Raw genomic sequence first — 20922 nt, 5'->3', positions numbered from 1 at the left:
TCCTCTCTGCCTTCAGTCGGTCGGACTGGTTGGCCGCTTACATGATCACGCAACAACATCGATGTCAGAAGCATTAGCTGCCCGGAACATAAATCTGGTCAAAGATACCGCCGTCATTGAAATGCTTGGCCTGTGTATCCCGCCATGTGCCAAATACATCACTTAACGTGAACAGCTCAAGCTGCGGGAACTGATCCTTGAACTTTTCCTTCACACTGTCCAGTGTTGGACGGTAATAGTTCTCGGCAGCAATGGTTTGCCCCTCTTCGCTGTACAAATATTTCAGATAGGCGTCCGCCACTTCGCGGCTGCCCTTTTTGTCTGCATTTTTATCCACAATCGCTACAGGTGGTTCAGCCAGAATGCTGACCGAAGGCACAACAATATCAAATTTGTCCGGACCCAGCTCTTTTACCGATAAGAAAGCCTCGTTCTCCCAGGCAAGCAGCACATCACCAATACCGCGCTCTACAAACGTAGTTGTCGCTCCACGCGCTCCAGAGTCAAGAACAGGCGCATGTTTGAACAATTCTGCAACGAATGCCTTGGCCTTCTCTTCGTCATTGTTGTTATGCTTGAGTGCATATCCCCATGCCGCCAGATAGTTCCAACGTGCCCCGCCGGACGTTTTGGGATTCGGAGTTATGACCTGCGTATCTCCCTTGATGAGATCATCCCAGTCCTTGATACCTTTCGGGTTGCCTTTGCGTACCAAAAACACAATCGTTGATGTATACGGGGAGCTGTTATGCTCGTATTTATCCTGCCAGCCCGCATTGATCAAACCTTTATCTTCGATGGCATCAATATCGTAACCCAATGCCAGCGTAACCACATCTGCATCCAGTCCATCAATAACGGAGCGACTTTGTTTACCTGAACCGCCATGAGATTGCTTAACCGTTACTTCCTGGCCTTTTTCTTTCAGCCAATATGCCGCAAACGCCTTGTTATATTGCTCGTAGAGTTCACGTGTCGGATCATAGGATACATTCAGCAGCTCGATCGCTTTTGCTCCTTCTTTGCTGCCTTCCGCTCCCTCCGATGTTCCCGCCGCATTCGTGCCACCACTATCCGATCCGCATGCCGCCAGTACCCCTGTTAATACCAATGCCAGACCAACCAGAATACCCTTATGAATTCTCTTTTTCATAGATAACACTCCCCCCGAATGGATCTGCAAGATTACCTCAACAGGCTAAACAGCATGGAACGCACCGAAAAAAAACAGAAAACGGAGGAACCCCCGCGCACTTCTCCCTCATAAAGTCATGCCGACCCAAGGCCGTGTATGCTTCATCCAGAAATGATGTGCTGCGGTGTTCCTCCGTCTATACGGTGAGAACGTTATTCTGTTCACGTTACGATCTCTCATGTGACTGTCAATGACTGCTTCCGCAATTCAAGCGAAGTCATTTTTATTATTCCTACCTGTTTAGTAAGTTATATACGTATCATAAGGGCAGCACATAGGGCTGTCAAACGTTTTTTTCCGATTTCTACCGAATATCTGTGTAAATGGCAGAAAAAAGAACAACGGACCCAAGTCCGCTGCTCTCTGGTCAGCAGGATGCTTTATTCGCTGTAAAATCATTTACTTGAGCTGGCATGAATTCATGCCAGTTCACAATCTTTATTTGCCCGCATACCGGATATTCGGCACTGGAGGCGTACTCATGCCATCTCCCAAATAAAAGCCAGTGTGTGGCGGTTGGTTGTAGGCTACATTTTGCCAAGCTACGCCAAGACGGTATACCGGATCATGCATCAGGGTATAGATCCGTTTGTCCGTTACCGCTGTTGTCGTGTAGATACGAAGCGCAGAACTATCATTGGTCCGCCATACCACTTCTTCTCTCCAGTCTCCAAACAGGTCGGCCTGCAAATTCGGTGTGGATTTCGTTCCATTATTGGAAGAAACACCGGAAGCGGTCAGCAGATTAACCGTTTTGCTATTCGCGTAATCCCACTTATCAATTCGGTTGCTGTCCAGCAGCTCACGAAGCAAGTCACCATCCCACCAGATGCCAAAGTTCGTGGAGGAAGGCAGGGTTGTCCCTATTTTCTGTCCTTTGGCTGTGTACAATCCGCCGTCTGCCCAAACTTCTGCACCCTTATAACGCGGATCGATATCGGCGGCCATGCCGCGCCCAATATCCTTCGTTGTAGGTATACCCCAGATCAACTGACCTGTACGCGCATCACGGAATTCCACTCCGGCATTGGACGCTGTCTCATGAACCTGGAATACTTCAAGTCCCGCACGATCCGGGTCCAGATCACTTAGATGCATCGCATCCCCATGGTGAAGCCCTGTCGTGTAGAGACCCTTACCGTTATCATCCACCGCCATCGCTCCGTAAACGATTTCGTCTTTTCCATCGCCATCCACATCTGCCACGCTCAGATTATGGTTGCCCTGTCCTGCATAACCTGAATTACCTGACGTGTTGGAGTCAAACGTCCACTGCTTGGTTAGTTGTCCATCCCTCCAGTTGTACGCTACAAGCACTGTCCGCGTGTAATACCCGCGTGCCATCACCAGACTTGGACGTTCCCCATCCAGATACGCAATCGCCGCAAGGAATCGATCCACCCGGTTGCCATAGTTGTCTCCCCAATCCGATACATTGCTACGCGCCGGTTCATAGTTTACTGTGGAGAGTGCTTTACCCGTCTGCCCATGGAAGATCGTAAGAAACTCCGGTCCTGATAGAACATACCCGCTTGAATTGCGGTAATCCTTGCCGGCATCGCCAATAACTGTACCGGTACCATCCTTGGTACCATCAGCCGTTTTCATCGCAACCTCGGCCTTGCCGTCTCCATCCAGATCGTACACCATAAACTGAGTGTAATGGGCCCCTGCACGGATGTTTTTGCCCAAACTAATGCGCCATAGGCGTGTTCCATTCAATTTGTAGGCATCGATAAACACTTCACCTGTGTAGCCGCTTTGGGAGTTATCCTTGGAGTTGGACGGGTCCCATTTCACGATCAATTCATACTCGCCGTCCCCATCCACATCCCCTGCACTCGCATCATTGGCACTGTACGTATAGGCAACACCATCCGGTGTTGTACCGCCTGCCGGCACACTGAGAGGTACGGACAGATAATTATTTCCCCAAACGCTCGCTGCGGCTGAAGCCGCCTGTTCCGTTCCGCCCACTACGGCTCGGACCGTATATTTGGAACTGCTTGTCCCACTTGCATCCTGGAGGTTGGTGCTGTTCGTTATGGGCGATGCGTTTACCTTGGTTCCATCCCGATAGACATTAAACGACACATTCGACCCTTCCGTACCCAGAAGCCGCCAACTGACAAATACACCTGTGCCTGTCTTCACTGCAACCACACCACGGTCCAGAAATTCCATCTGACGCGCACCTGCAGCATGAGTGACCGGCGTGTTCCCAAGGCCGAGCGTAGTAACCAGCAACGCAGAACTCAGCAGGGATACCCCCGCAGTCCGCAATGTGCGCTTCCATAACGATCGTTTTCCCATAAAGCCATTGCCTCCCCAATCGAATTGGTAAGCCCGATGCCTTCATAGCGCCATCTCTTGTGTAAGCGCTTTAATATGACTATTTTAAATTAAACATATAATTCCATCTATAGGTCTAACTTAGTAATTTTATGTATAGAAAAAAGGAAAAAAGCCGAAAGATGACTCTTCCGACTTGAATCTTGAATTCCTCTTTAGCTCATGCTTGATTTCAACCTGAAACAACAACCTGAAACAACAAAGAATAATGTATGCTTCATCTCATCTTAAACTACAGGTACGATACATACTGGGCGGGACATCTCCAGCTTGAATCCATTATGTGTCAGACGTCCATCTTCACTATTGATCTGAAAAGCAACAAGGTTGTTGCTGTCCTGATTGGCCACCAGTAGAATACCGCCAGGCAGCAGGTTGAAGTTGCGCGGAGTCTGACCAATGGTGGACGTCCATTCTATAGCCTTCAGTTCACCGGATTCCTGGTCAATGTGATACAGCACAATACTGTCATCCCCACGGTTAGAAGCATACAGGAATCGGCCACAAGGGGATACGCGGATGTCCGCCGACGTACCTTCTCCACTATGCCCTTCAGGCAGCGTGGAGATATGCTGCAGCGTAGTGAACTCTCCTCTGCGCTCATCATACATGAATGCTGTAACCGTATTGCTCAATTCATTGATCACATATGCCCATTTTGAGTTTGGGTGGAAGACCAGATGTCTCGGTCCGGAGCCAGGAGGCTGATTCATCTCCCGGTGTGTAACCAGACGGCCTTCTTCGTTACGGTACACAATGATCTGATCCAGACCAAGATCACATACAATAGCATACTGTCCTGAAGGATCTGGTTGAATGGAGTGGGCGTGCGGCGCTTCCTGACGGTCATCATTCTGCCCTCTTCCCGTATGTTCAACCAGCGCGCTCATCTCCCCAAGCGTACCTTGATCCCCCACCGGGAATACATTCACACTGCCGCTGCTGTAGTTCGATGCCAACACCCACTTGCCGTCCTGCGTCACAGACACGTAACAAGGGGAAGCGCCCTTCGTCAACTTGCGATCCATCAAGTGCAGCTCACTCGTTGCAGCATCCCGACGATAGACGAGCACCTCTCCCTCGTCCGTTTCGCTTGCAACATATAGACAAGTCCCATCCGGGCATAAAGCAAGATAGGATGGATTGTCCACCCCGTCCATATGATGTACAATCCGCATCTCGCCTGTATCCTTATTCAACGCACATAGAAAAATGCCCGGTTGATCCGCTGATGCATAAGTACCTGTATAGAACAAAACTTCATTGGTTGCTGTCGTTTCCATCATTTCATTCTCTCCTTATTTATTCAAATGGTTGGCTATACTCTATAATCACATGCCGTTACACGAAGCTGTAAACCGTATGTTTGATTCTGCTCTTATGTACTTACCCAATTCACGTCGCCTTGCTTCAGTGGGTATCCTCTCTCACCATAATACAAAGTATGAAACCTTACAAGAGTTCAATCGCATGGCGAATGTTCCAACGAAATCAAGTATGCAAAAACTCAATGTATTGCCTGATTCATTACCGCAGAGACGGTTGAACAGAGTAGTAACGATCCATTTCATATTGAAAATTCAATGGAAAATTGCAGCAACCTTTTGACGAATAGGGTCGTCTATAGGGGCAAATAACTTTTATACAAAGGGATAATCCCGGAAAAGTGAGGCGAACCTGATATGAAAAAAAATATGTTGGCTACGTTAACCGCCGGAGCTTTACTTACACTTTCTCTTAGCGCGGGTCCAATTCACGCTGCTCAAGCGAAATTCACGGATATTCAAGGGATTACGGGGGCAGACAAGATTGAGTCCCTGCATCAGGATGGATTAATCAAAGGCTTGAGTGACAGCTTGTTCAAACCGGAACAGGAACTAAACACGGCTCAGGGTATACAACTCATTGCAGATGGCCTTAATCTGAATTTGGACACGATTCGTTTTGTTAAGCAGCCACTGCCAAGTGACTACTTCTCCAACGTAAAGGATGGCGTATGGTATAGTGATGCCTTTATCCGTGCCCAGTTCAATGGCATTCAAATGTCAAACGATATCGATCCTTCCAAAGCGTTGACCCGTGAACAATATACCCTTTTCTTGATGCAGGGCATTGAAACCAAAGGCGGCATGCCGATGATTAACATCAAGCCTGTAGATATCACGGACGAAAAAGAGCTTACTCCAGAATATCAAGGCGCTGTCCAACGCTCCCTTGTCTTGAAGATTAACACCCTTGATGCAGACGGCAACTTTAATCCAAAGGAAACGATTACCCGCGCCGAAGCTGCGGTTATGATGTATAACGCGATTAAGTATATGGAAGATTTCAATGCACCGAAAATCCCGGAAACACCAGAGAAATAACCATTAGGGAACGTTACTAATCTAACTAGCTAACCGTTCAATCTAATAAGACACAACCCACATACCAAACCATTTCAATGCAAAAAAACAGCCGCACGTTCCCTCTAAAGGAGACATGCGGCTGGTTCCGTTATATCTATAACGACAACTGATCCAAGATCAGTCTTAGAAAGAACCTTTTACAACAACTTCGGACAGCGGGAAACGACCTGCCGGACGAGCTGGTACTGCAGCTTTACCTACAGTGATCAACAACGTTGGCAAATAACGCGCAGGGATGTTGAATGTTTCGATCAATTGTTGCGGGTTGTAACCACCCATTGGACAAGTATCATAACCCAGGGAACGTGCAGCAAGCATAATGTTCTGTGAAGCAAAAGATGCATTGCGAATCGCTTCGTCACGGGCGATTTGCGGATTTTGGTAAGCACCGTTGATCTGTCCAACCAATGCGTCACGAACTTCAGCCGGGATCGCACCTGCTTCAACAGCCTGATCATAAATCACGGCGTTGCGGTTCGCTTCCAGATCTCCGAGTACAGCAATAGTAACGGAGCTGTCTGTGACTTGACTTTGACCGTAAGCGATTGGCAGCAGCTTGGCCTTGTCCGCTTCGGATTCGATCACGAGGAATTTCCAGTGTTGCAGGTTCCATGATGATGGTGCTTCGGAAGCAGCAGTCAGGATAGCATTCAGATCTGCTTCAGGCATAACAAAACCACTTTCGTATTTTTTGACAGCGTGACGTTCATTAATCACGCGAAGTGTTTCATTGTTTTCAATGCTGGACATGCGTTCCACTCCCCAAGTTCTTTTTTTATTTTTTTACGTTCGCAAGGGCAAACTCTACCGAGTACTCACCTTCCGAAAATAACATCAGCGCAGACGATCGCTTCCATCTGTGTTCACGTTATGCCCGGAATCGCCTGAAACATCTTCGGATCTTACAACCGGAGCAAACGCCCTTATATAGCCTCTCCAAAATGTTTGGTAACATCCGTGCAGGTCTAGATCATGAAGAGCTGGTAATGATCAAATCTGTCATGATCTATCCTTCATTGACAAGGGTTCCATGGACAAGGAACATTCTTTCCCATTACCGATACGATGCTTCACATCCTCAATAGATATGCGGTCAAAATAAGCGCTTAGCGCTACTTCTCCTCCATCGTAGATGCTTCCCATCACATCCTGCATATTGGAAGAAACGACGCATGTGGAGCCGGATTCTCCCGAACACCAGCTGGGTCCAAGTGATCCACCTGCTACCAGCCTGTACAAGTCTCCAAGCTTGATTTCTTCACTCGGACGGCTGAGCAGATATCCACCATGGGCACCTTCCTTGGTTGTCAGGTATCCGTGCTTCCGCAGAACACTAAGTACCTTGCGTACCCTGGCTGGGTGCGTACCAACACTTTGGGACAAATCTTCACTATTGGCCATACACTCATCCTTCATGGACAAAAAGACCAGACAGTGCACAGCAATGGTAAATTCACTGTTCATTACTTACTCCCTTCCCGGCATATCATTAACCGATGAAAATTCAATCCAAGGTAAGTATAACTGTCATTATAGGAATAACAGTTATGTTTGTCAATACTCTCAGCCAAGGGGTTGGAAAGCCTGAATTCCCCTGTCATTCCAGTATTACAGGCCTTTCATAGGTTAAATGAAATGGTTGAGTTCTATACGTGTTTTAGGGCGACAGAACAAAAAAAGTGAGCCGATCGCTTCGCGAAAGGCTCCAATAAGATAGACATATGAAAGGGCTTACGAGATTATTATAATCGGTTATTCCTATTTTGAAAACGCTTTTTTTGTAAAGTGGCTTCGGTTCTGAAAATATCCTATTTTTTAAGCAAATTAACATGGGTATTGCAAAAACTAATGACATTAGTTATATTACTAACAACATTAGTTTTAAGGAGGATTCAATGATGCGAATTACACGTGAGCATGATGTTGTCCAAGTTTCATTCCTTCCACGTCTTTTCCCTGTGAACGTATATCTCGTTGAAGAAGAAGACGGGTTTACCCTTATCGATGCCGGAATGCCATTCAGTCTCAAGGGGATTCTGGCTACCGCACAATCCCTAGGCAAGCCGATTACCAGAATCATTCTGACTCACGCCCATGGCGACCATGTTGGTGCACTGGATGGTCTTAAGGATGCGCTGCCTAAAGCCGAGGTCTGTATCTCCAGAAGAGACGCCCCGCTGCTGGCCGGGGATGCTTCCCTGCTTCCCGGCGAGCCACAGACTCCGGTACGCGGCAGTGTGCCCAAAGCGATCCGCACCCGGCCGGATCACTTGCTCGATGACGGCGACCGGATCGGCTCCCTGGTCGCTATTGCTACCCCAGGCCATACGCCGGGCCATATGGCCTTCATGGATACGCGCAGCCGCGTGATTATCGCTGGCGACGCGTACCAGCTGCACGGCGGCCTCGCCGTATCCGGCCGCCTGCGCCCGCTCTTTCCGTTCCCCGCGCTGGCGACGTGGAACCGAGAACTTGCTCTTGCCAGCGCCAAGCGCCTGGCTGAGCTGGAACCGTCCGTGCTCGCTGTGGGGCACGGACGAATGCTGCGTCAGCCCGCCGCGGCCATGCGGGCAGCTACGGCAGACGCGGAGCAGCGGCTGCGCCCTGCCGGGGGGCGCCTGTGAGCCCCCGCCAAGGGCTGGATCGCGGCGCTCTGTTAAGCGCCGCCGCCCAGCTTGCCGACAGCGACGGATTTCACTCGCTGACACTGGCCGCTCTGGCCCAGCGGCTGGATGTGCGCTCCCCGTCGCTCTACAACCACATCAACGGTCTCCCCGGGCTTCGCCAGGAATTGGCGTTGATGTCCGCCCAGCAGCTCAGCCGTGCGTTAACCGAGGCTTCCGCTGGCCGTTCGGGCGATGAAGCCATTCAGGAGGTCGCTGCCGCATATATCGGCTTCGTCCGCAAGCATCCAGGGCTGTACGAAGCCTTCTTCCATGCGCCGGACCGTAAGGAACCGCAGCTCGTTGTCGCCAGCACGGCTGCCCTGGATCTGCTGCTGCGTCTGTTGCAGCCCTATCCGCTAAGTGAAGCGGAAGCGCTGCATGCCGTTCGCGGTTTACGAAGTCTTTGCCATGGCTTCGCCTCCATGGGTGAGAAGGGCGGCTTCGGCATGAGCTTCGACCCAGATGAGAGCCTACAGCTGACCTTGACCGCTTTCCTGAAAGGGTTGCAACATCTTCATAAAACCTGAACTATTTCTATGCCAAATGGAAGAGGACTGCAGATCATCTGCAGCCCTCCTTATGTATCCTACCGTCCCGCTACCGAAGGAACGGTTTTTCTATTGCCAGGGTGCTCGTCCTGTTTGGACTTCCTGCAAAATCTTCTTCATTACTGGAACGTATACTTTCCAATAAAATCGATCCGGAACGCCCTTTTGATCGGGGGTAAGCTTCGTTTTCACGACATCCCATCCCTTGATACGGCGCCAGAATGAGTAATGCTCCAGCTCTCCGAAGGTCCCTGCCATATAATAAGTCCGGTTATAGCCCTCATTCCGAATAAGAGCAGCGAATTCCGCCGGGATACCTGCGTCCATTAGTTTTTGCTGACCATTCTCCGTCAGATCGGTCTTATACCATGCCAGTACCGAAGCCTGTTGTTCAGGCACGACGATGTCGAACCATTCGCTGTAATGGATGTCCCTGGTAATCCCACTCCATTCCTTCCCTTCCTGGGTGAAAGCAAGTTTTATATTACCCGTCTTTACATCCCGGCCTTGCTTCAGTACAATCACCCGTCCGTCCTCATGAATCAGTACAATGCCCGCACCTTGAAACAACCAATTCTTCTTCTCCCGAAGCTCATAGTTCATCCGTACCTTCCGGGGCACTTCATCCGCGCTTTGTAGATCCAATACGGATTTCCCCTGCCAGCCGCTGCTTCTCATTCCCAGAATCGGATACAATTGCTCTCTTGTCATGTTTGAAGCAGCGTTCGACAAGGCGCTATATTCGACCACAACCGTTACACCTTTGGTTGCAGCTTCGTTAATTTTTTGCGCATCGTATATCGTGAGGCCCTCATATGCTTTGCCTTGTATACGTTCATTCGGATCTGTCGATGAAATATTTTGATTCGCCGTCAGGTAAATCAGGTCCGTGTCGGTTACCTCATCCGGTAATGTCCGCTCACTACGAGAGATCCCATCCTGTATCTGATATCCGTAGTAGTCTTCTTCATACCGATAATGCTCCCCTGTTTGTTGGACAATCTTTTGCTGATTCAGAATCCATACCAGCCCCTTATGCCCCACATAGGTGAAGTCCGGTTTACCTTTGTCGACAATCATGATATTAAGCGGTATCGGAGCCTGTGACTGCCACAAAATCCACGGGATAACCAGGACCACTGACACCACGGTGAGGGAAGCCAATGCCCATACCGTGAGCGGCCTGTGATTTCTATTCATGAAGCGTACTCCTCCTTGCTCTGTTCCAAGGTATTTCTATGATCGGCATATTACCCCTTTTCGCTCTTATGGTCCTTCTTCATCCCATACTTCACCACTTGTAACCACATCTCCGGGATCCGCAGAAATATTGCTCCAAACGCCAGAACCGATCCTATTCATTCAACAAGCACACGACTTCACAGCTGACTCCATGCCTCTGGTACTTTGATACAATAGATCGGATCGGGATGTATATAATACGTCCACGCTCTTTCATCTGTTTCATGTGTTTGTATAGCCGCATAACAGGCCGGATTCGACCTGATACCTGCATATCCATCTTTGATCCGCCGATGTCCTTGATCCCGCTGCGTTTCGTAAGTTCATTTCCTGATTTCTCCTTACTCGAATAAACCACTTCACACGGGGCACAATAATACAAATTTTTCAAATGAACCCTGTATATACAATCCGGTTAAAAGATACACTAAGCATTCTATCGGCTTTCTTCGTTTGTGATATAATAGGAACAGAAAATTCCGGTAATTCGTAGCATGTTCCGGATGTCCGGATAACATATTATTCCAGAGAGAGGGCGTTTTACGTGGCTCAAATCAGTCCGTTTTACCTTCAGATCGGTGCAACCCTGGGTATGCTCATCATGGCCCTGCTTGCCATTTTTATTCGAATGAAAGCCAGTCATCGTCCAGTAACCATTCGCAAAATACTTATTCCTCCTCTGGGGATGAGCACAGGTTTCCTCATGTTTGTTGTACCGGAGACTCATGTTCCGCTGCTATGGGCACTTATTGCGCTGTTGGTGGGCTGGTTTATCTTCTCGTATCCTCTCATTCGCAGTACACGGTTTGAACGAGTTAACGAAGAAATTTTTGCCACACGTTCACGGAGCTTTGCTTTCATTCTGCTTGGATTGCTGGCTATACGTCTAATCCTGCATGAAGTCATTCAGCGTTATGTGAGCATTCCTCAAACGGGTGGATTGTTCTTCCTTCTGGCCTTCGGCATGATCGTGCGCTGGCGGGTATATATGTACAAGCACTATAAGGAAGTTGTTGCTGCCGAATCCTAGCAACATCGCAACATCCAAATAACCAAAAAGACACGTTCAGTGCACATCATCGTGCGGAACGTGTCTTTTCCGTTCGGGCATATATTCAAGGGAATCTATATCTATTCAGGTTCTGCAACCTTTACGAGCTGCTTGCCCAGGTTATCTCCAGAGAAGAGGCCCATAAATGCTTCCGGTGTCTGGTCAAAACCTTCCACGATGTTCTCTTCGTATTGAATATGGCCTTCCTTAACCCATTTCGCTAATTTGGCCCGGCCTTCCTTGAAGGATTTGGCATAGTCGCCCACCAAAAAGCCTTTCATCAGTGCTGTATTGGTTAACAGCACCGTCTGCGGGCGCATACCGATGTCCGGCTTCTCCAAATTATATGACGAAATCTGTCCACAAATTGGAATACGCGCATTCCGATTAATATGGCGCAATACCGCATCAGAGATTTCACCGCCAACATTGTCGAAATACACGTCTACGCCAGCCGGACAAGCCCGTTCTATGGCAGCGGACATATCCTGCTCATGTTTATAATTCAACACAACGTCGAATCCCAGTTTTTCTTTCAAGTAAGTACATTTTTCGTCAGAACCAGCGATTCCGACCACACGTGCACCTACAATTTTGCCGATCTGACCTGCAATCATACCTACCGCTCCGGCTGCTCCCGATACCACCACCGTTTCGCCGTCCTTTGGCTTGCCGATATCTTCCATGCCAAAATAAGCGGTCAACCCGGTCATGCCAAGCGCACCCAGGTAAGCTGTAAGTGGAGCCTCTCCTGTATCAATCAGGGAAATGTCTCCCGTATTTACGGCTGCATACTGCTGCCAGCCCCACATTCCGGATACCAAATCCCCTTTGCGCAGATTGGGCTCCGAAGACTCTACAACCTGCCCAATCGTCCCACCCTTGATCACTTCGTTCAAAGCATAGGGTGGAGCATAAGATTTCGTATCTTTCATGCGGCCCCGCATATACGGGTCTACAGACAAATATAGTGTACGTACCAGAACTTGTCCTGCCTCCGGCTCAGGAAGCGGTGCATTAATGAATTGGAAGTTTTCTTTGGATGGGGCACCTTCGGGACGCGATGCAAGTACGATCTGTTTATTTTCAGACACCAAAATGACCTCCTTCTTGCCAGTGGACCAGGGTTAACCCTCTGTCAGCTGATCTCTTTCACCACCGGCTCTATGTGTAACGCTTCTTATTAGTTTAAACCGAAACAGGCGGATCACAAACGTGGGCCGCCTTGAAATATGCAAATATCATCCTATTGAAGACATCGGGAGCCATTATTGGGCAGTCAGAATGACAGGACCATCTGCTGTAATCGCAATCGTATGCTCATATTGGGCTGACAGACTTCCATCCTGAGTACGCGCTGTCCAGCCATCCGAGTCCAGCTTGCTGCGGTACGTACCAATGTTCAGCATGGGCTCAATCGTAATAACCATACCTTCTTTGAGGCGTGGACCACGGTGTGGTGGGCCGTAGTGAGGCACCTGCGGTTCCTCATGCATCTTCTCACCGATACCGTGACCGATAAATTCACGGACGACAGATAGACCTTCACCTTCCGCATATGTCTGAATCGCATTGGAGATATCCCCGATCCGGTTGCCAACCACTGCCAGTTCAATCCCTTTGTAAAGGGATGTTTTGGTGACATCCAGCAGGTGCTGTGCTTCCGGAGTCACTTGACCCACCGCGTACGACCACGCGGAATCGGCCAACCAGCCGTTCAGATTCACGACCATATCAATCGTAACGATGTCGCCATCCTTCAGTACATATTTTCCCGGGAACCCGTGACAGATCACATCATTAACTGACGCACATGTCGCATATTGGTACCCGTTGTATCCTTTTTGTTCCGGCGTAGCGCCATTTTTCTTCATAAAAGCTTCTGCAAACTGATCGATTTCCTGTGTTGTGATCCCTGGACGGATCATTCCTGCGATTTCTCTATGGCATGCGGCAAGGATTTCTCCGGCCTTCTTCATATATTCTATTTGTTCTTTAGTCTTCAACGTAATCATTACAGATTCTCCTTGTCCGTTAAAATCTTATCCTGTCTTCTATTGTAACGCGAAATGCTCCAAATAAAAAATTCCGTGTAATCCTCAACATCCTATTATACGCCAAGCCCCTGTCCAATGAATACTATTCCCCTTTAAAAAATTCGAAACCCGCTTCGACGGAGCCCCGTATATGCTTAAAACGGCTGAAGTCGAAAGGAGGGAAACCTCATGCTCAGGAAAATGTTAGGCAAACTTTTGGATTCCAAATCTTCTTCGCACCGTAAGCGATATAGCAGTTCCTCCGGCAAACGCAACTACAGACGATATTCATCTTCAGATGCAAAACACCGGGATAGCCGCCACGGCTCCGGTTATTATAAAAGCAGAAAACATAGCTCCAGCTAAGTGGGTATTCATTTTTTGAACCAGAAGTTCATACCAGCCTAGACTGGCGCTTAATCCGTATATGTATTGAAAGGGGTGATCTGCAACCGTCCTCACGGTTAGCAGATCACCCCTTATTTTTGGATTGATCATCGCAATTTCATCAGCACACGCTCAATACCCGCCTGTAATTCCGGCGCCCCGCCTTCGTATCCTGGACGGAGTCCAAGAAGTCGTTCCAGCATATCGTGAACTTCTGGCGTGAGCCTGAGTTCTTCCTGCCAACTGGCTGGTTTTCGACCTTTCTCCGGCTCATAAGATGAATACAGCATGAACAAAAGAAAATGACCGAGATCCTGCAAATCCTGGTCAGGTGCAGCCAGTTCATCCTCTGGCTCGGGCAATTCACGCATCCGGCGTTTCAGCTCAGGCAACAACGGCTCCCCCATGCGCCGCGCCAGGCCAAAATCAATCAAATGCACCTGCCCGTTACGTAAAATGACGTTCGGAATACGCACATCCCCATGAATAAATCCCTGCTCATGAACATGCACAATGGGAGCCAGCAGTTGTCTTGCCAGCTCCAGGCATTGCCATTCCGTATATTTGAGACCTTGATCGAATATGCACTGTTCTAGTGTCTCCCCAAGGATATACTCGGTGACGATGTAACTGCGGGCCCGGTATGTGAACACATCCAGCAACTCAGGGATGGCTGGATGATCCATCCGATTCATCACATCCGCCTCCCTGTCCAGCAGGCGTGCAGCGAGTCTGCCCTTGCTGGGTTTGGATTCTTTTAAAGCCACATCCTTACCAGTATGTTCATCTGTACACAGATATGTCAGTCCATAGCTTCCCATGCCGAGCAATCCATTTATCGTATATCGCCCGGCGATCTCCGTACCTTCCCGCCGGGGACGATCAGTCCATAGGCCGAGCAGTCTTTGCCAGCTTCGTCGCAGTTCCACAGATCCTCCCACGCCAGCCATCTGATTTCTCCCTGTTCTCCGGTTGTGCAGAGCAAATCAGCAGCCAGTCTTTTCGTTGTTGTATGGGCTCATTATATCAAGCGATCTGCGCAAAATCACGACGAGGTTGGACCTTGTCCTTAAGCTTCTTTATGCTTTTTCGGCAGCAGCCCGAACAACATTCGGAGCGACGTTCCTTTGGGTTTGCGTTTTCTTCCCTGGAAGCTGCGCAGATTGGTGACCAGTTCACGGTCCCGCTCCTCTTCCAGCTTCTCATTCATCCACAGGCGCTGCTTCTCCATCTGCTCCTGGAGAGCAAGATGGGTGTCCGCCAGATGCTGCAGCGTTAACTCCAGCTCGTCTACCCGGTGCTGCAGCAGCTGGACCTGGTCATCCTGCTGTTCTACAGCGCCGAACGTCACTTCACTCACCAGCCGTCCCAAACCTTCATAGGATCTCAGAGTACCTGTTGGTTCAGGTCCCTCAGGAAATATTGCAGGCATCACTGTTGCCGCACATTCCGCCCCCGAAGCATCCTCCATTGCCATCACAGGCACGTTTGGAGTCAATACGGTCACCACTGCGTCTGCAAGTGGCAGATTATGCTCCCTAAGTTCTGTCATCAGGCGTTCGATGCACTCAATATCGTCTGATTTGAACAACCTCGATTTGTTGGCGGAACGTTCGAATCGGTATCCCTGTTCCTCAAGTGCTGCCGCATATTTACGAAGAGTACTGGCACCAATGCCCAGGCTCTTGGCCGTTTCCGTCGTTGCTCCTGCTTCTTCAATCATTATTATTCCCTCCCGGAATGAAGTCTTTTTGAATACAAGGTAGTGGCTTCAGCGTTCCCTTCTGGAACTGTCATCGGATCGGGTCAACCTGTCTCATGGATCAAGTACGCATGTTTCATTTGCTTGTCCGTATGTATTCGTCGGCCTCCTTGCGGATCCCTTTGACGCTTTTCTTCTGTTTCTGCGGATTCATAAGAACTTTTGTCAGATGGCTCATTCTTAAAAATAACCCTTCATCCGACAAGGATCACGAATGCTGTCATGTCGAAATTCGTTGGTGCAAACGCCGTCATTTTTATAAAATGGAAATATTCATGTCAATTTTGTTAACTCCGTCACTCCAATACGCTCCCGCGACAGAGGAAATCATTGCTGCGCAGCTTTTCCATGTGTTATCTTATGTAACGTAGAAGCATTGTTGGCATAAAATAAAGGACTATACTTAACATAAGTATCATGAAGAACGGATAAATCAAATGTAAACGGGGGCTGAACGGCAGTGTTAGGCAAATCAGGTAAAGTAGCGGTGATCGGGGCGGGACTTGTTGGTTCAAGTTGTGCGTATTCCATGATTAATCAATCGATATGCAGAGAAATTATGATGGTTGACCGGACGTATGACCGTGCTGTTGCACAGGCGCTGGATTTTTCCCATTGCATGGACTTCACACATAATCGCACGAAGGTATATGCTGGTACTTATGCAGATTGCGGCAGCATGGACGTCATTGTGCTGACTGCCGGAGCGAATCCGAAGCCAGGACAGACTCGTCTGGACATTCTGGAGGAAGCGGAGTCCATTGCCAAAGATATCGTTGTTCCCATTATGGACAGTGGATTCCGTGGGATTTTTGTCATCGCGGCCAATCCGGTTGACATAGTAACTTATATGGTATGGAAGTTGTCTGGCCTCCCGCGTGAACGAGTGATCGGTACAGGTACATCTATTGATTCATCCCGCCTCAAAACACTGCTGTCAGAGGTCTTCTCTATCGATCCACGCAGCGTGCACGGATATGCTCTCGGAGAGCATGGGGAATCCCAGTTCGTGGCATGGTCGCATGTCACCATTGGAGGCAAACCGATCATGCACATTATGGAACAGCACAAAGAACGCTTCAAACATCTCGATCTGGAGGATATCGCCCGCAAAACGAAAGATGCCGGATGGGAAATTTTCACTCGCAAAGGGTCCACCCAATTCGGAATCGGTAACGCCCTCGCGCATATTACCCGTTCGATCCTCAATGATGAACACAAAATCATTGCAGTCTCCGCAATCCTTGAGGGAGAGTATGGACAGCGCAACGTCTGTGCAGGTGTCCCGGCCATTATTGGCGGGGATGGGATTCAAGAGATTATTGAATTGAATCTGGATGCATCTGAACGTGAGAAATTCGAGCGATCCTGTGAGGTTTTGTCAGGCAGCATCAATCGCCTTACCCTGGTCTAACCCTTCCCTTCATTCGAAGACGTTTATAACCAGGTAACCATACAATATAAATACGCCAATGACGCTCCTTGATAGGATAGGAGGTTATTGGCGTATTTTGTGTTCGTCGTTCATTGGATCAGACGACGGCTCAGCTTGGTGCAAGCTGAGGTTCATCTGCCGGCCCCCATTGCTGCAATACCCGCTTTAGTTCGCTCAGCATGATCGGTTTGCTTATAAAGTCACGCATGCCCAACTCCAGGCAAGCTTCCTTGTCTTCCCGTTTGGCATTTCCGGTTACCGCTATAATAGCCGGAATCCGCTCCTGCGGGATTAAGCGGTGTACAAGGTCTGTCGCTTTCAGTCCATCCATGACAGGCATCTGAAGATCCATCAGGACAATATCATAGGTATTTTGCGATATAGCTTCAATAGCCTCGACTCCATTTGCGCATACATCCGCCTGATAGCCGAGCTTCTCCAGATACTCTGTTAAAATCTTTCGATTTACTGGATGATCCTCGGCAACCAGAATACGCATCGCCACTTTATCTCCCTGGCGTGTGCGGTCATGACTAAATTGACGTGCAGATTGCTCTGCCTCTGCGGTCGCATCTACACTTGTGGCAGGCACAGCGAAGCGGAAGGTTGATCCCTCTCCATCTTTACTCTCCACACTGATACTGCCTCCCATAATCTCCACAAGCCGCTTCGAAATCACCAATCCAAGGCCTGTCCCGCCATATTTGCGGTTAATCACAGGATGCAGTTGAGAGAAGGACTGGAACAGCTGATCCAGTTTATCTTCCGGAATGCCGATTCCCGTATCCTTCACCGCAAAATCCAGTACACTCGCTTCCGGTCTATTGCCGCGAATAATATCCACCGTAACATCGATGCTCCCATGATCCGTAAACTTCAAGGCATTACTCACCAGATTAACGAGTATTTGCTGAATACGCATCGCATCCCCGACCATATATTCAGGAATATCGGGATTAAGTCGATATCGGATCTTCAGCTGCTTCTCTTTCGCTCTAGGGGAGAAAAGCTCCGCAACCTGTTCCAGCATGATGCGCAGCGAGAACGGTTCGTAGGCCAGAGCCATTTTCCCGGACTCCAATTTACTGAAATCAAGGATGTCATTCAAAATATTTAATAGGGCATCGCCGCTCTCACGAATGATCTCAGCGTATTCCCGCTGTTCGTCCGATAAATCCGTGCCGATCAGCAATTCAGTCATGCCTACAATTCCATTCATCGGTGTACGAATTTCATGACTGACCATGGACAGGAATTCCGACTTCGCCTGAGCCGCGAGTTCAGCCGTTTCCTTGGCGCGTACAATTTCGCGATCTCCAGTCACATCATTGAACACGATAACGGCACCACGAATCTGACCCTCATCGATAATCGGTGTAACCTGATATTCGACCAGAAAGCTGGTTCCGTCTTTGCGCCAGAACACATCCTCCTTCACTGTACGACACTTCCCGTCCATCACGGTCATATGAATGGGACATTCTTTTTTTGGAAAATAGCTACCGTCTGCACGTGAATGATGAATAATGGGATGCGAGCTTTTGCCGACAAATTCTTCTGCTTCGTAGCCGAACATGGAAGCAGCAGCTGGATTCATAAACCTGGTGATGCCATCTGCGTCCAATCCATAGATGCCCTCTGTAACCGAGTTGAGGATCAGGGCGTGCTGTTTGCTAAGCTCCTGAATCTGTTCCGTATAGTCCTTACGCTCCGTAATATCCGACAGAATCCCGTAAACCCCCACGAGTTCCTGATCCACAATGATGGGAACATTAATGATGGATACATCCACCTTCCTGCCACTGGAGTTCACGATCCGAGACTCATAGTGTTGGGGCTTACCCTGCTTCACCAGTTCGAAGTAAGCCTGTCCGCTGTGTACTTCACATGGATCCAGATGCGAGAGAAAAGAATGCCCGATCAGCTTACTTCGAGGAACATCCAGCATTTTGACCAGATTGCGGTTCACTGCAGTATATCGCCCTTCAAGATTCAGCGAATATACCGCTGCCGGATTATGTTCGAACAGAGATTTGTAACGCTGACGACTCTCCCGCAGACGTCTTTCTGCATTTTTATGCTGGGTAATATCCCGGCTGACACTGACAATTTGCGTACTCTTGCCCTCTTCTCCAGCCACAGGCTTCGCCAGCGTTTCCATCCAGATGTAATGCCCTTTCTTATGAAGCACTCGCATCTTGCAGCTATTCCCGCTCGACGACATTTCCAAAAGTTCAGGGTAATCCCCAGGGTAACAGTAATCCTTCAGGGACTTTCCTGTCACTTCTTCCGGATGATATCCCAGTAACGAATAGACGGAAGGAGAAACATACAGCAGCTTGCCGTCCATCGAACTTGTGGTGATCAGATCCTGGGCATGGTCCGCCAACATCTGGTATTTCTCCTGCGTTTCATGCAATTTACGCTCCACTTCTAAGTTCTCAGTTACATCCCTGGCAATTCCGTATATCCCCACAATCTCTTCTTGCTCTGTTATGGGGACATAGGTAATCTCGGCCTGTTTCAGGGAACCGTCTTTATGATAAAATGTGATCGAATTGCTGACTGAATGTCCAGCCAGCACCTCACGAATGTATTCTCTACGTAACTCCTCACTCTCAGGAGGGCAAATCCCATCTCGATTCAACCGACGAAGTTCTTCAAATGTATACCCCGTAATCCTCTCAATCGAGGGATTGGCATCCATATAATTCCCATGGATGTCCATCACATATATGGCATCCGGGTGATTAAAAAACAATGATTGGTAAGAACTTCCCTCAGAAATAATGCGCTTTAGGGTTTCCGTTTTATTAATATCCAAGGCTTACCCCTCTTTTCTCAGCCTATATCTTCATCTAACAACCAAAAAATATAATTTTCGGCGAAATGGGCCTACCCTCGAATAACCATGAAAGCCTCCCTAGAAACAGCTTTTTTTATTTTACCAGATTCCAGTTCAAATTTGCTTACAATCTAATCATTTAAAAACTTGATATTTTAAAATTAAAATGAATAGATCCCCATCGACGCCATACGGTTTTTTCCGCGTACGGTGTTGATGGGGATCTTTATTTAACGACGATCAGCCTTGAGAAAGGTGGATCAAATTTCTTTTTTTCTAAAATATAAAACTCCAATTAAAATAAAGAAAACTGCACTGCCTCCGACCACTGCCAGCATCGTCCCAAGCGGAACATTGTATGCTCCGAATCCCCCGCCTTCGATCGGTGTCATTAAAATCATCGGCTGCGCCCATGGATAATACGGGCCAAAGGTCTTTGAGTTGATGATCAGAATATTAGGTACGGTCAACGCAAAATTCAATGCAAGCGGAGCGGCAAAACTGCTCCATACCAAGGAAACGAACATCTGGAGAGCTGCGAGTGGCACACAAGCAAATAGCCCCAGCAGCAGCTTGCCTGTAAGGAATCCCCATGGTATAGGATCCGTCACACCCTGGATTGTACCCGCTAACAGAATGGACCCCAGCAACAATAATTGTGTGCCTGCCAGAAGCAGAATCACGATGGTCAGTTTGCCTGCATATACACCTGTTCGGGTAAGCGGCAGCACCAGCATTTGCTTCCATCCTCCCCCCGCATGCTCGAAGCGACAGACGAAAGAGGTAAATACACCGGTCAGGATGGGCAGCAGTAACAATCCGTGCAGAAAGACCATCGTGCCCATAAGTACACTCCATTGACCGGAAGGAGTGGACAGCAGCCCAATAAGCAAAGCAATTAACGGACTCAGCAGAACTAGAAGCCAAACAGGCGATTTGCCCATTTTGAGGCGTTCAGAGGACAGGATTCGGAAATAGCTCGTCGCAAAACTCAT

General features: G+C 48.7%; 18 protein-coding genes. 6 read left to right on the top strand and 12 right to left on the bottom strand.

The window, feature by feature from the left end:
• Positions 1-73: 73 nt before the first annotated feature.
• The 3 genes from P5G61_RS15605 to P5G61_RS15595 all read right to left on the bottom strand — a co-directional run bounded on the left by P5G61_RS15605 (position 74) and on the right by P5G61_RS15595 (position 4833).
• Complete coding sequence (locus P5G61_RS15605) at positions 74-1153, bottom strand: sulfate ABC transporter substrate-binding protein (protein ID WP_094939898.1); 1080 nt, start codon at positions 1151-1153, stop codon at positions 74-76.
• A gap of 480 nt (positions 1154-1633) precedes the next feature.
• Complete coding sequence (locus tag P5G61_RS15600; protein ID WP_301247377.1) at positions 1634-3508, bottom strand: rhamnogalacturonan lyase; 1875 nt, start codon at positions 3506-3508, stop codon at positions 1634-1636.
• A 266-nt stretch (positions 3509-3774) separates the two neighbouring features.
• Entirely contained in the window at positions 3775-4833 is a 1059-nt protein-coding gene (locus P5G61_RS15595) for a lactonase family protein (RefSeq protein WP_301247376.1), read from the bottom strand.
• A gap of 396 nt (positions 4834-5229) precedes the next feature.
• Between P5G61_RS15595 and P5G61_RS15590 the strand changes: the two genes are divergently transcribed.
• Positions 5230-5913 (top strand): S-layer homology domain-containing protein, encoded by a 684-nt coding sequence (locus tag P5G61_RS15590; RefSeq protein ID WP_301247375.1) that lies wholly within the window; start codon positions 5230-5232, stop codon positions 5911-5913.
• 165 nt (positions 5914-6078) lie between these two features.
• On the opposite strand, the gene P5G61_RS15585 is transcribed toward P5G61_RS15590, so the two are convergent.
• On the bottom strand, positions 6079-6705 hold the full coding sequence (locus tag P5G61_RS15585) for a nitroreductase family protein (protein ID WP_024632209.1): 627 nt from the start codon (positions 6703-6705) through the stop codon (positions 6079-6081).
• Between the two features lie 249 nt (positions 6706-6954).
• Entirely contained in the window at positions 6955-7419 is a 465-nt protein-coding gene (locus tag P5G61_RS15580; protein ID WP_024632210.1) for an Rrf2 family transcriptional regulator, read from the bottom strand.
• Between the two features lie 434 nt (positions 7420-7853).
• Between P5G61_RS15580 and P5G61_RS15575 the strand changes: the two genes are divergently transcribed.
• Positions 7854-8579, top strand: coding sequence for an MBL fold metallo-hydrolase (locus P5G61_RS15575; RefSeq protein ID WP_301247374.1), 726 nt, complete (start codon positions 7854-7856; stop codon positions 8577-8579).
• Entirely contained in the window at positions 8576-9148 is a 573-nt protein-coding gene (locus tag P5G61_RS15570; protein WP_301247373.1) for a TetR-like C-terminal domain-containing protein, read from the top strand. The genes P5G61_RS15575 and P5G61_RS15570 overlap by 4 nt, the downstream gene beginning before the upstream one ends.
• Before the next feature lie 90 nt (positions 9149-9238).
• On the opposite strand, the gene P5G61_RS15565 is transcribed toward P5G61_RS15570, so the two are convergent.
• Entirely contained in the window at positions 9239-10369 is a 1131-nt protein-coding gene (locus P5G61_RS15565) for a hypothetical protein (RefSeq protein WP_301247372.1), read from the bottom strand.
• A 586-nt stretch (positions 10370-10955) separates the two neighbouring features.
• Here P5G61_RS15565 and P5G61_RS15560 point away from each other — a divergent pair.
• Positions 10956-11441, top strand: a complete 486-nt coding sequence (locus P5G61_RS15560; RefSeq protein WP_024632214.1) for a CcdC family protein — start codon at positions 10956-10958, stop codon at positions 11439-11441.
• Positions 11442-11542: 101 nt separating this feature from the next.
• Here the strand turns inward: P5G61_RS15560 and P5G61_RS15555 are convergent, their stop codons facing one another.
• Together P5G61_RS15555 and map are read right to left on the bottom strand one after the other, a co-directional pair.
• Positions 11543-12556, bottom strand: coding sequence for an NADP-dependent oxidoreductase (locus tag P5G61_RS15555; RefSeq protein WP_301247371.1), 1014 nt, complete (start codon positions 12554-12556; stop codon positions 11543-11545).
• Between the two features lie 174 nt (positions 12557-12730).
• The gene (gene map / locus P5G61_RS15550) at positions 12731-13477 is read right to left on the bottom strand and encodes a type I methionyl aminopeptidase (RefSeq protein WP_024632216.1); all 747 of its coding nucleotides are present in this window, start codon (positions 13475-13477) and stop codon (positions 12731-12733) included.
• Positions 13478-13687: 210 nt separating this feature from the next.
• On the opposite strand from map, the gene P5G61_RS15545 reads away from it, so the two are divergent.
• Complete coding sequence (locus P5G61_RS15545) at positions 13688-13864, top strand: hypothetical protein (RefSeq protein ID WP_301247370.1); 177 nt, start codon at positions 13688-13690, stop codon at positions 13862-13864.
• A 128-nt stretch (positions 13865-13992) separates the two neighbouring features.
• On the opposite strand, the gene P5G61_RS15540 is transcribed toward P5G61_RS15545, so the two are convergent.
• Both P5G61_RS15540 and P5G61_RS15535 read right to left on the bottom strand, forming a co-directional pair.
• Positions 13993-14835 carry a serine/threonine protein kinase gene (locus P5G61_RS15540; protein ID WP_301247369.1) on the bottom strand — a complete coding sequence of 281 codons (843 nt, stop codon included), beginning with the start codon at positions 14833-14835 and terminating at the stop codon, positions 13993-13995.
• 119 nt (positions 14836-14954) lie between these two features.
• A complete protein-coding gene (locus tag P5G61_RS15535) occupies positions 14955-15608 on the bottom strand; it encodes a MerR family transcriptional regulator (protein WP_079348750.1) in 654 nt (217 codons plus the stop codon).
• 499 nt (positions 15609-16107) lie between these two features.
• On the opposite strand from P5G61_RS15535, the gene P5G61_RS15530 reads away from it, so the two are divergent.
• Positions 16108-17061 carry an L-lactate dehydrogenase gene (locus P5G61_RS15530; RefSeq protein ID WP_024632219.1) on the top strand — a complete coding sequence of 318 codons (954 nt, stop codon included), beginning with the start codon at positions 16108-16110 and terminating at the stop codon, positions 17059-17061.
• Between the two features lie 130 nt (positions 17062-17191).
• Here the strand turns inward: P5G61_RS15530 and P5G61_RS15525 are convergent, their stop codons facing one another.
• A complete protein-coding gene (locus P5G61_RS15525) occupies positions 17192-19906 on the bottom strand; it encodes a PAS domain-containing hybrid sensor histidine kinase/response regulator (protein WP_301247368.1) in 2715 nt (904 codons plus the stop codon).
• A gap of 281 nt (positions 19907-20187) precedes the next feature.
• Positions 20188-20922 carry an ABC transporter permease gene (locus P5G61_RS15520; protein WP_301247367.1) on the bottom strand — a complete coding sequence of 245 codons (735 nt, stop codon included), beginning with the start codon at positions 20920-20922 and terminating at the stop codon, positions 20188-20190.

It is taken from the genome of Paenibacillus vandeheii (genome assembly GCF_030433635.1).
In the GTDB taxonomy this organism is placed as follows: domain Bacteria; phylum Bacillota; class Bacilli; order Paenibacillales; family Paenibacillaceae; genus Paenibacillus; species Paenibacillus vandeheii.
The sequence above is the reverse complement of the archived record's forward strand: the minus strand, read 5'-3'. Positions and strand labels throughout refer to the sequence as shown.

Excerpts from the sequence above, each read along its gene's own strand:
- P5G61_RS15605 (WP_094939898.1), bottom strand. The coding sequence starts at position 1,153 with ATGAAAAAGAGAATTCATAAGGGTATTCTGGTTGGTCTGGCATTGGTA.
- P5G61_RS15600 (WP_301247377.1), bottom strand. The coding sequence starts at position 3,508 with ATGGGAAAACGATCGTTATGGAAGCGCACATTGCGGACTGCGGGGGTA.
- P5G61_RS15595 (WP_301247376.1), bottom strand. The coding sequence starts at position 4,833 with ATGATGGAAACGACAGCAACCAATGAAGTTTTGTTCTATACAGGTACT.
- P5G61_RS15590 (WP_301247375.1), top strand. The coding sequence starts at position 5,230 with ATGAAAAAAAATATGTTGGCTACGTTAACCGCCGGAGCTTTACTTACA.
- P5G61_RS15585 (WP_024632209.1), bottom strand. The coding sequence starts at position 6,705 with ATGTCCAGCATTGAAAACAATGAAACACTTCGCGTGATTAATGAACGT.
- P5G61_RS15580 (WP_024632210.1), bottom strand. The coding sequence starts at position 7,419 with ATGAACAGTGAATTTACCATTGCTGTGCACTGTCTGGTCTTTTTGTCC.
- P5G61_RS15575 (WP_301247374.1), top strand. The coding sequence starts at position 7,854 with ATGCGAATTACACGTGAGCATGATGTTGTCCAAGTTTCATTCCTTCCA.
- P5G61_RS15565 (WP_301247372.1), bottom strand. The coding sequence starts at position 10,369 with ATGAATAGAAATCACAGGCCGCTCACGGTATGGGCATTGGCTTCCCTC.
- map (WP_024632216.1), bottom strand. The coding sequence starts at position 13,477 with ATGATTACGTTGAAGACTAAAGAACAAATAGAATATATGAAGAAGGCC.
- P5G61_RS15545 (WP_301247370.1), top strand. The coding sequence starts at position 13,688 with ATGCTCAGGAAAATGTTAGGCAAACTTTTGGATTCCAAATCTTCTTCG.
- P5G61_RS15540 (WP_301247369.1), bottom strand. The coding sequence starts at position 14,835 with ATGGCTGGCGTGGGAGGATCTGTGGAACTGCGACGAAGCTGGCAAAGA.
- P5G61_RS15535 (WP_079348750.1), bottom strand. The coding sequence starts at position 15,608 with ATGATTGAAGAAGCAGGAGCAACGACGGAAACGGCCAAGAGCCTGGGC.
- P5G61_RS15520 (WP_301247367.1), bottom strand. The coding sequence starts at position 20,922 with ATGAGTTTTGCGACGAGCTATTTCCGAATCCTGTCCTCTGAACGCCTC.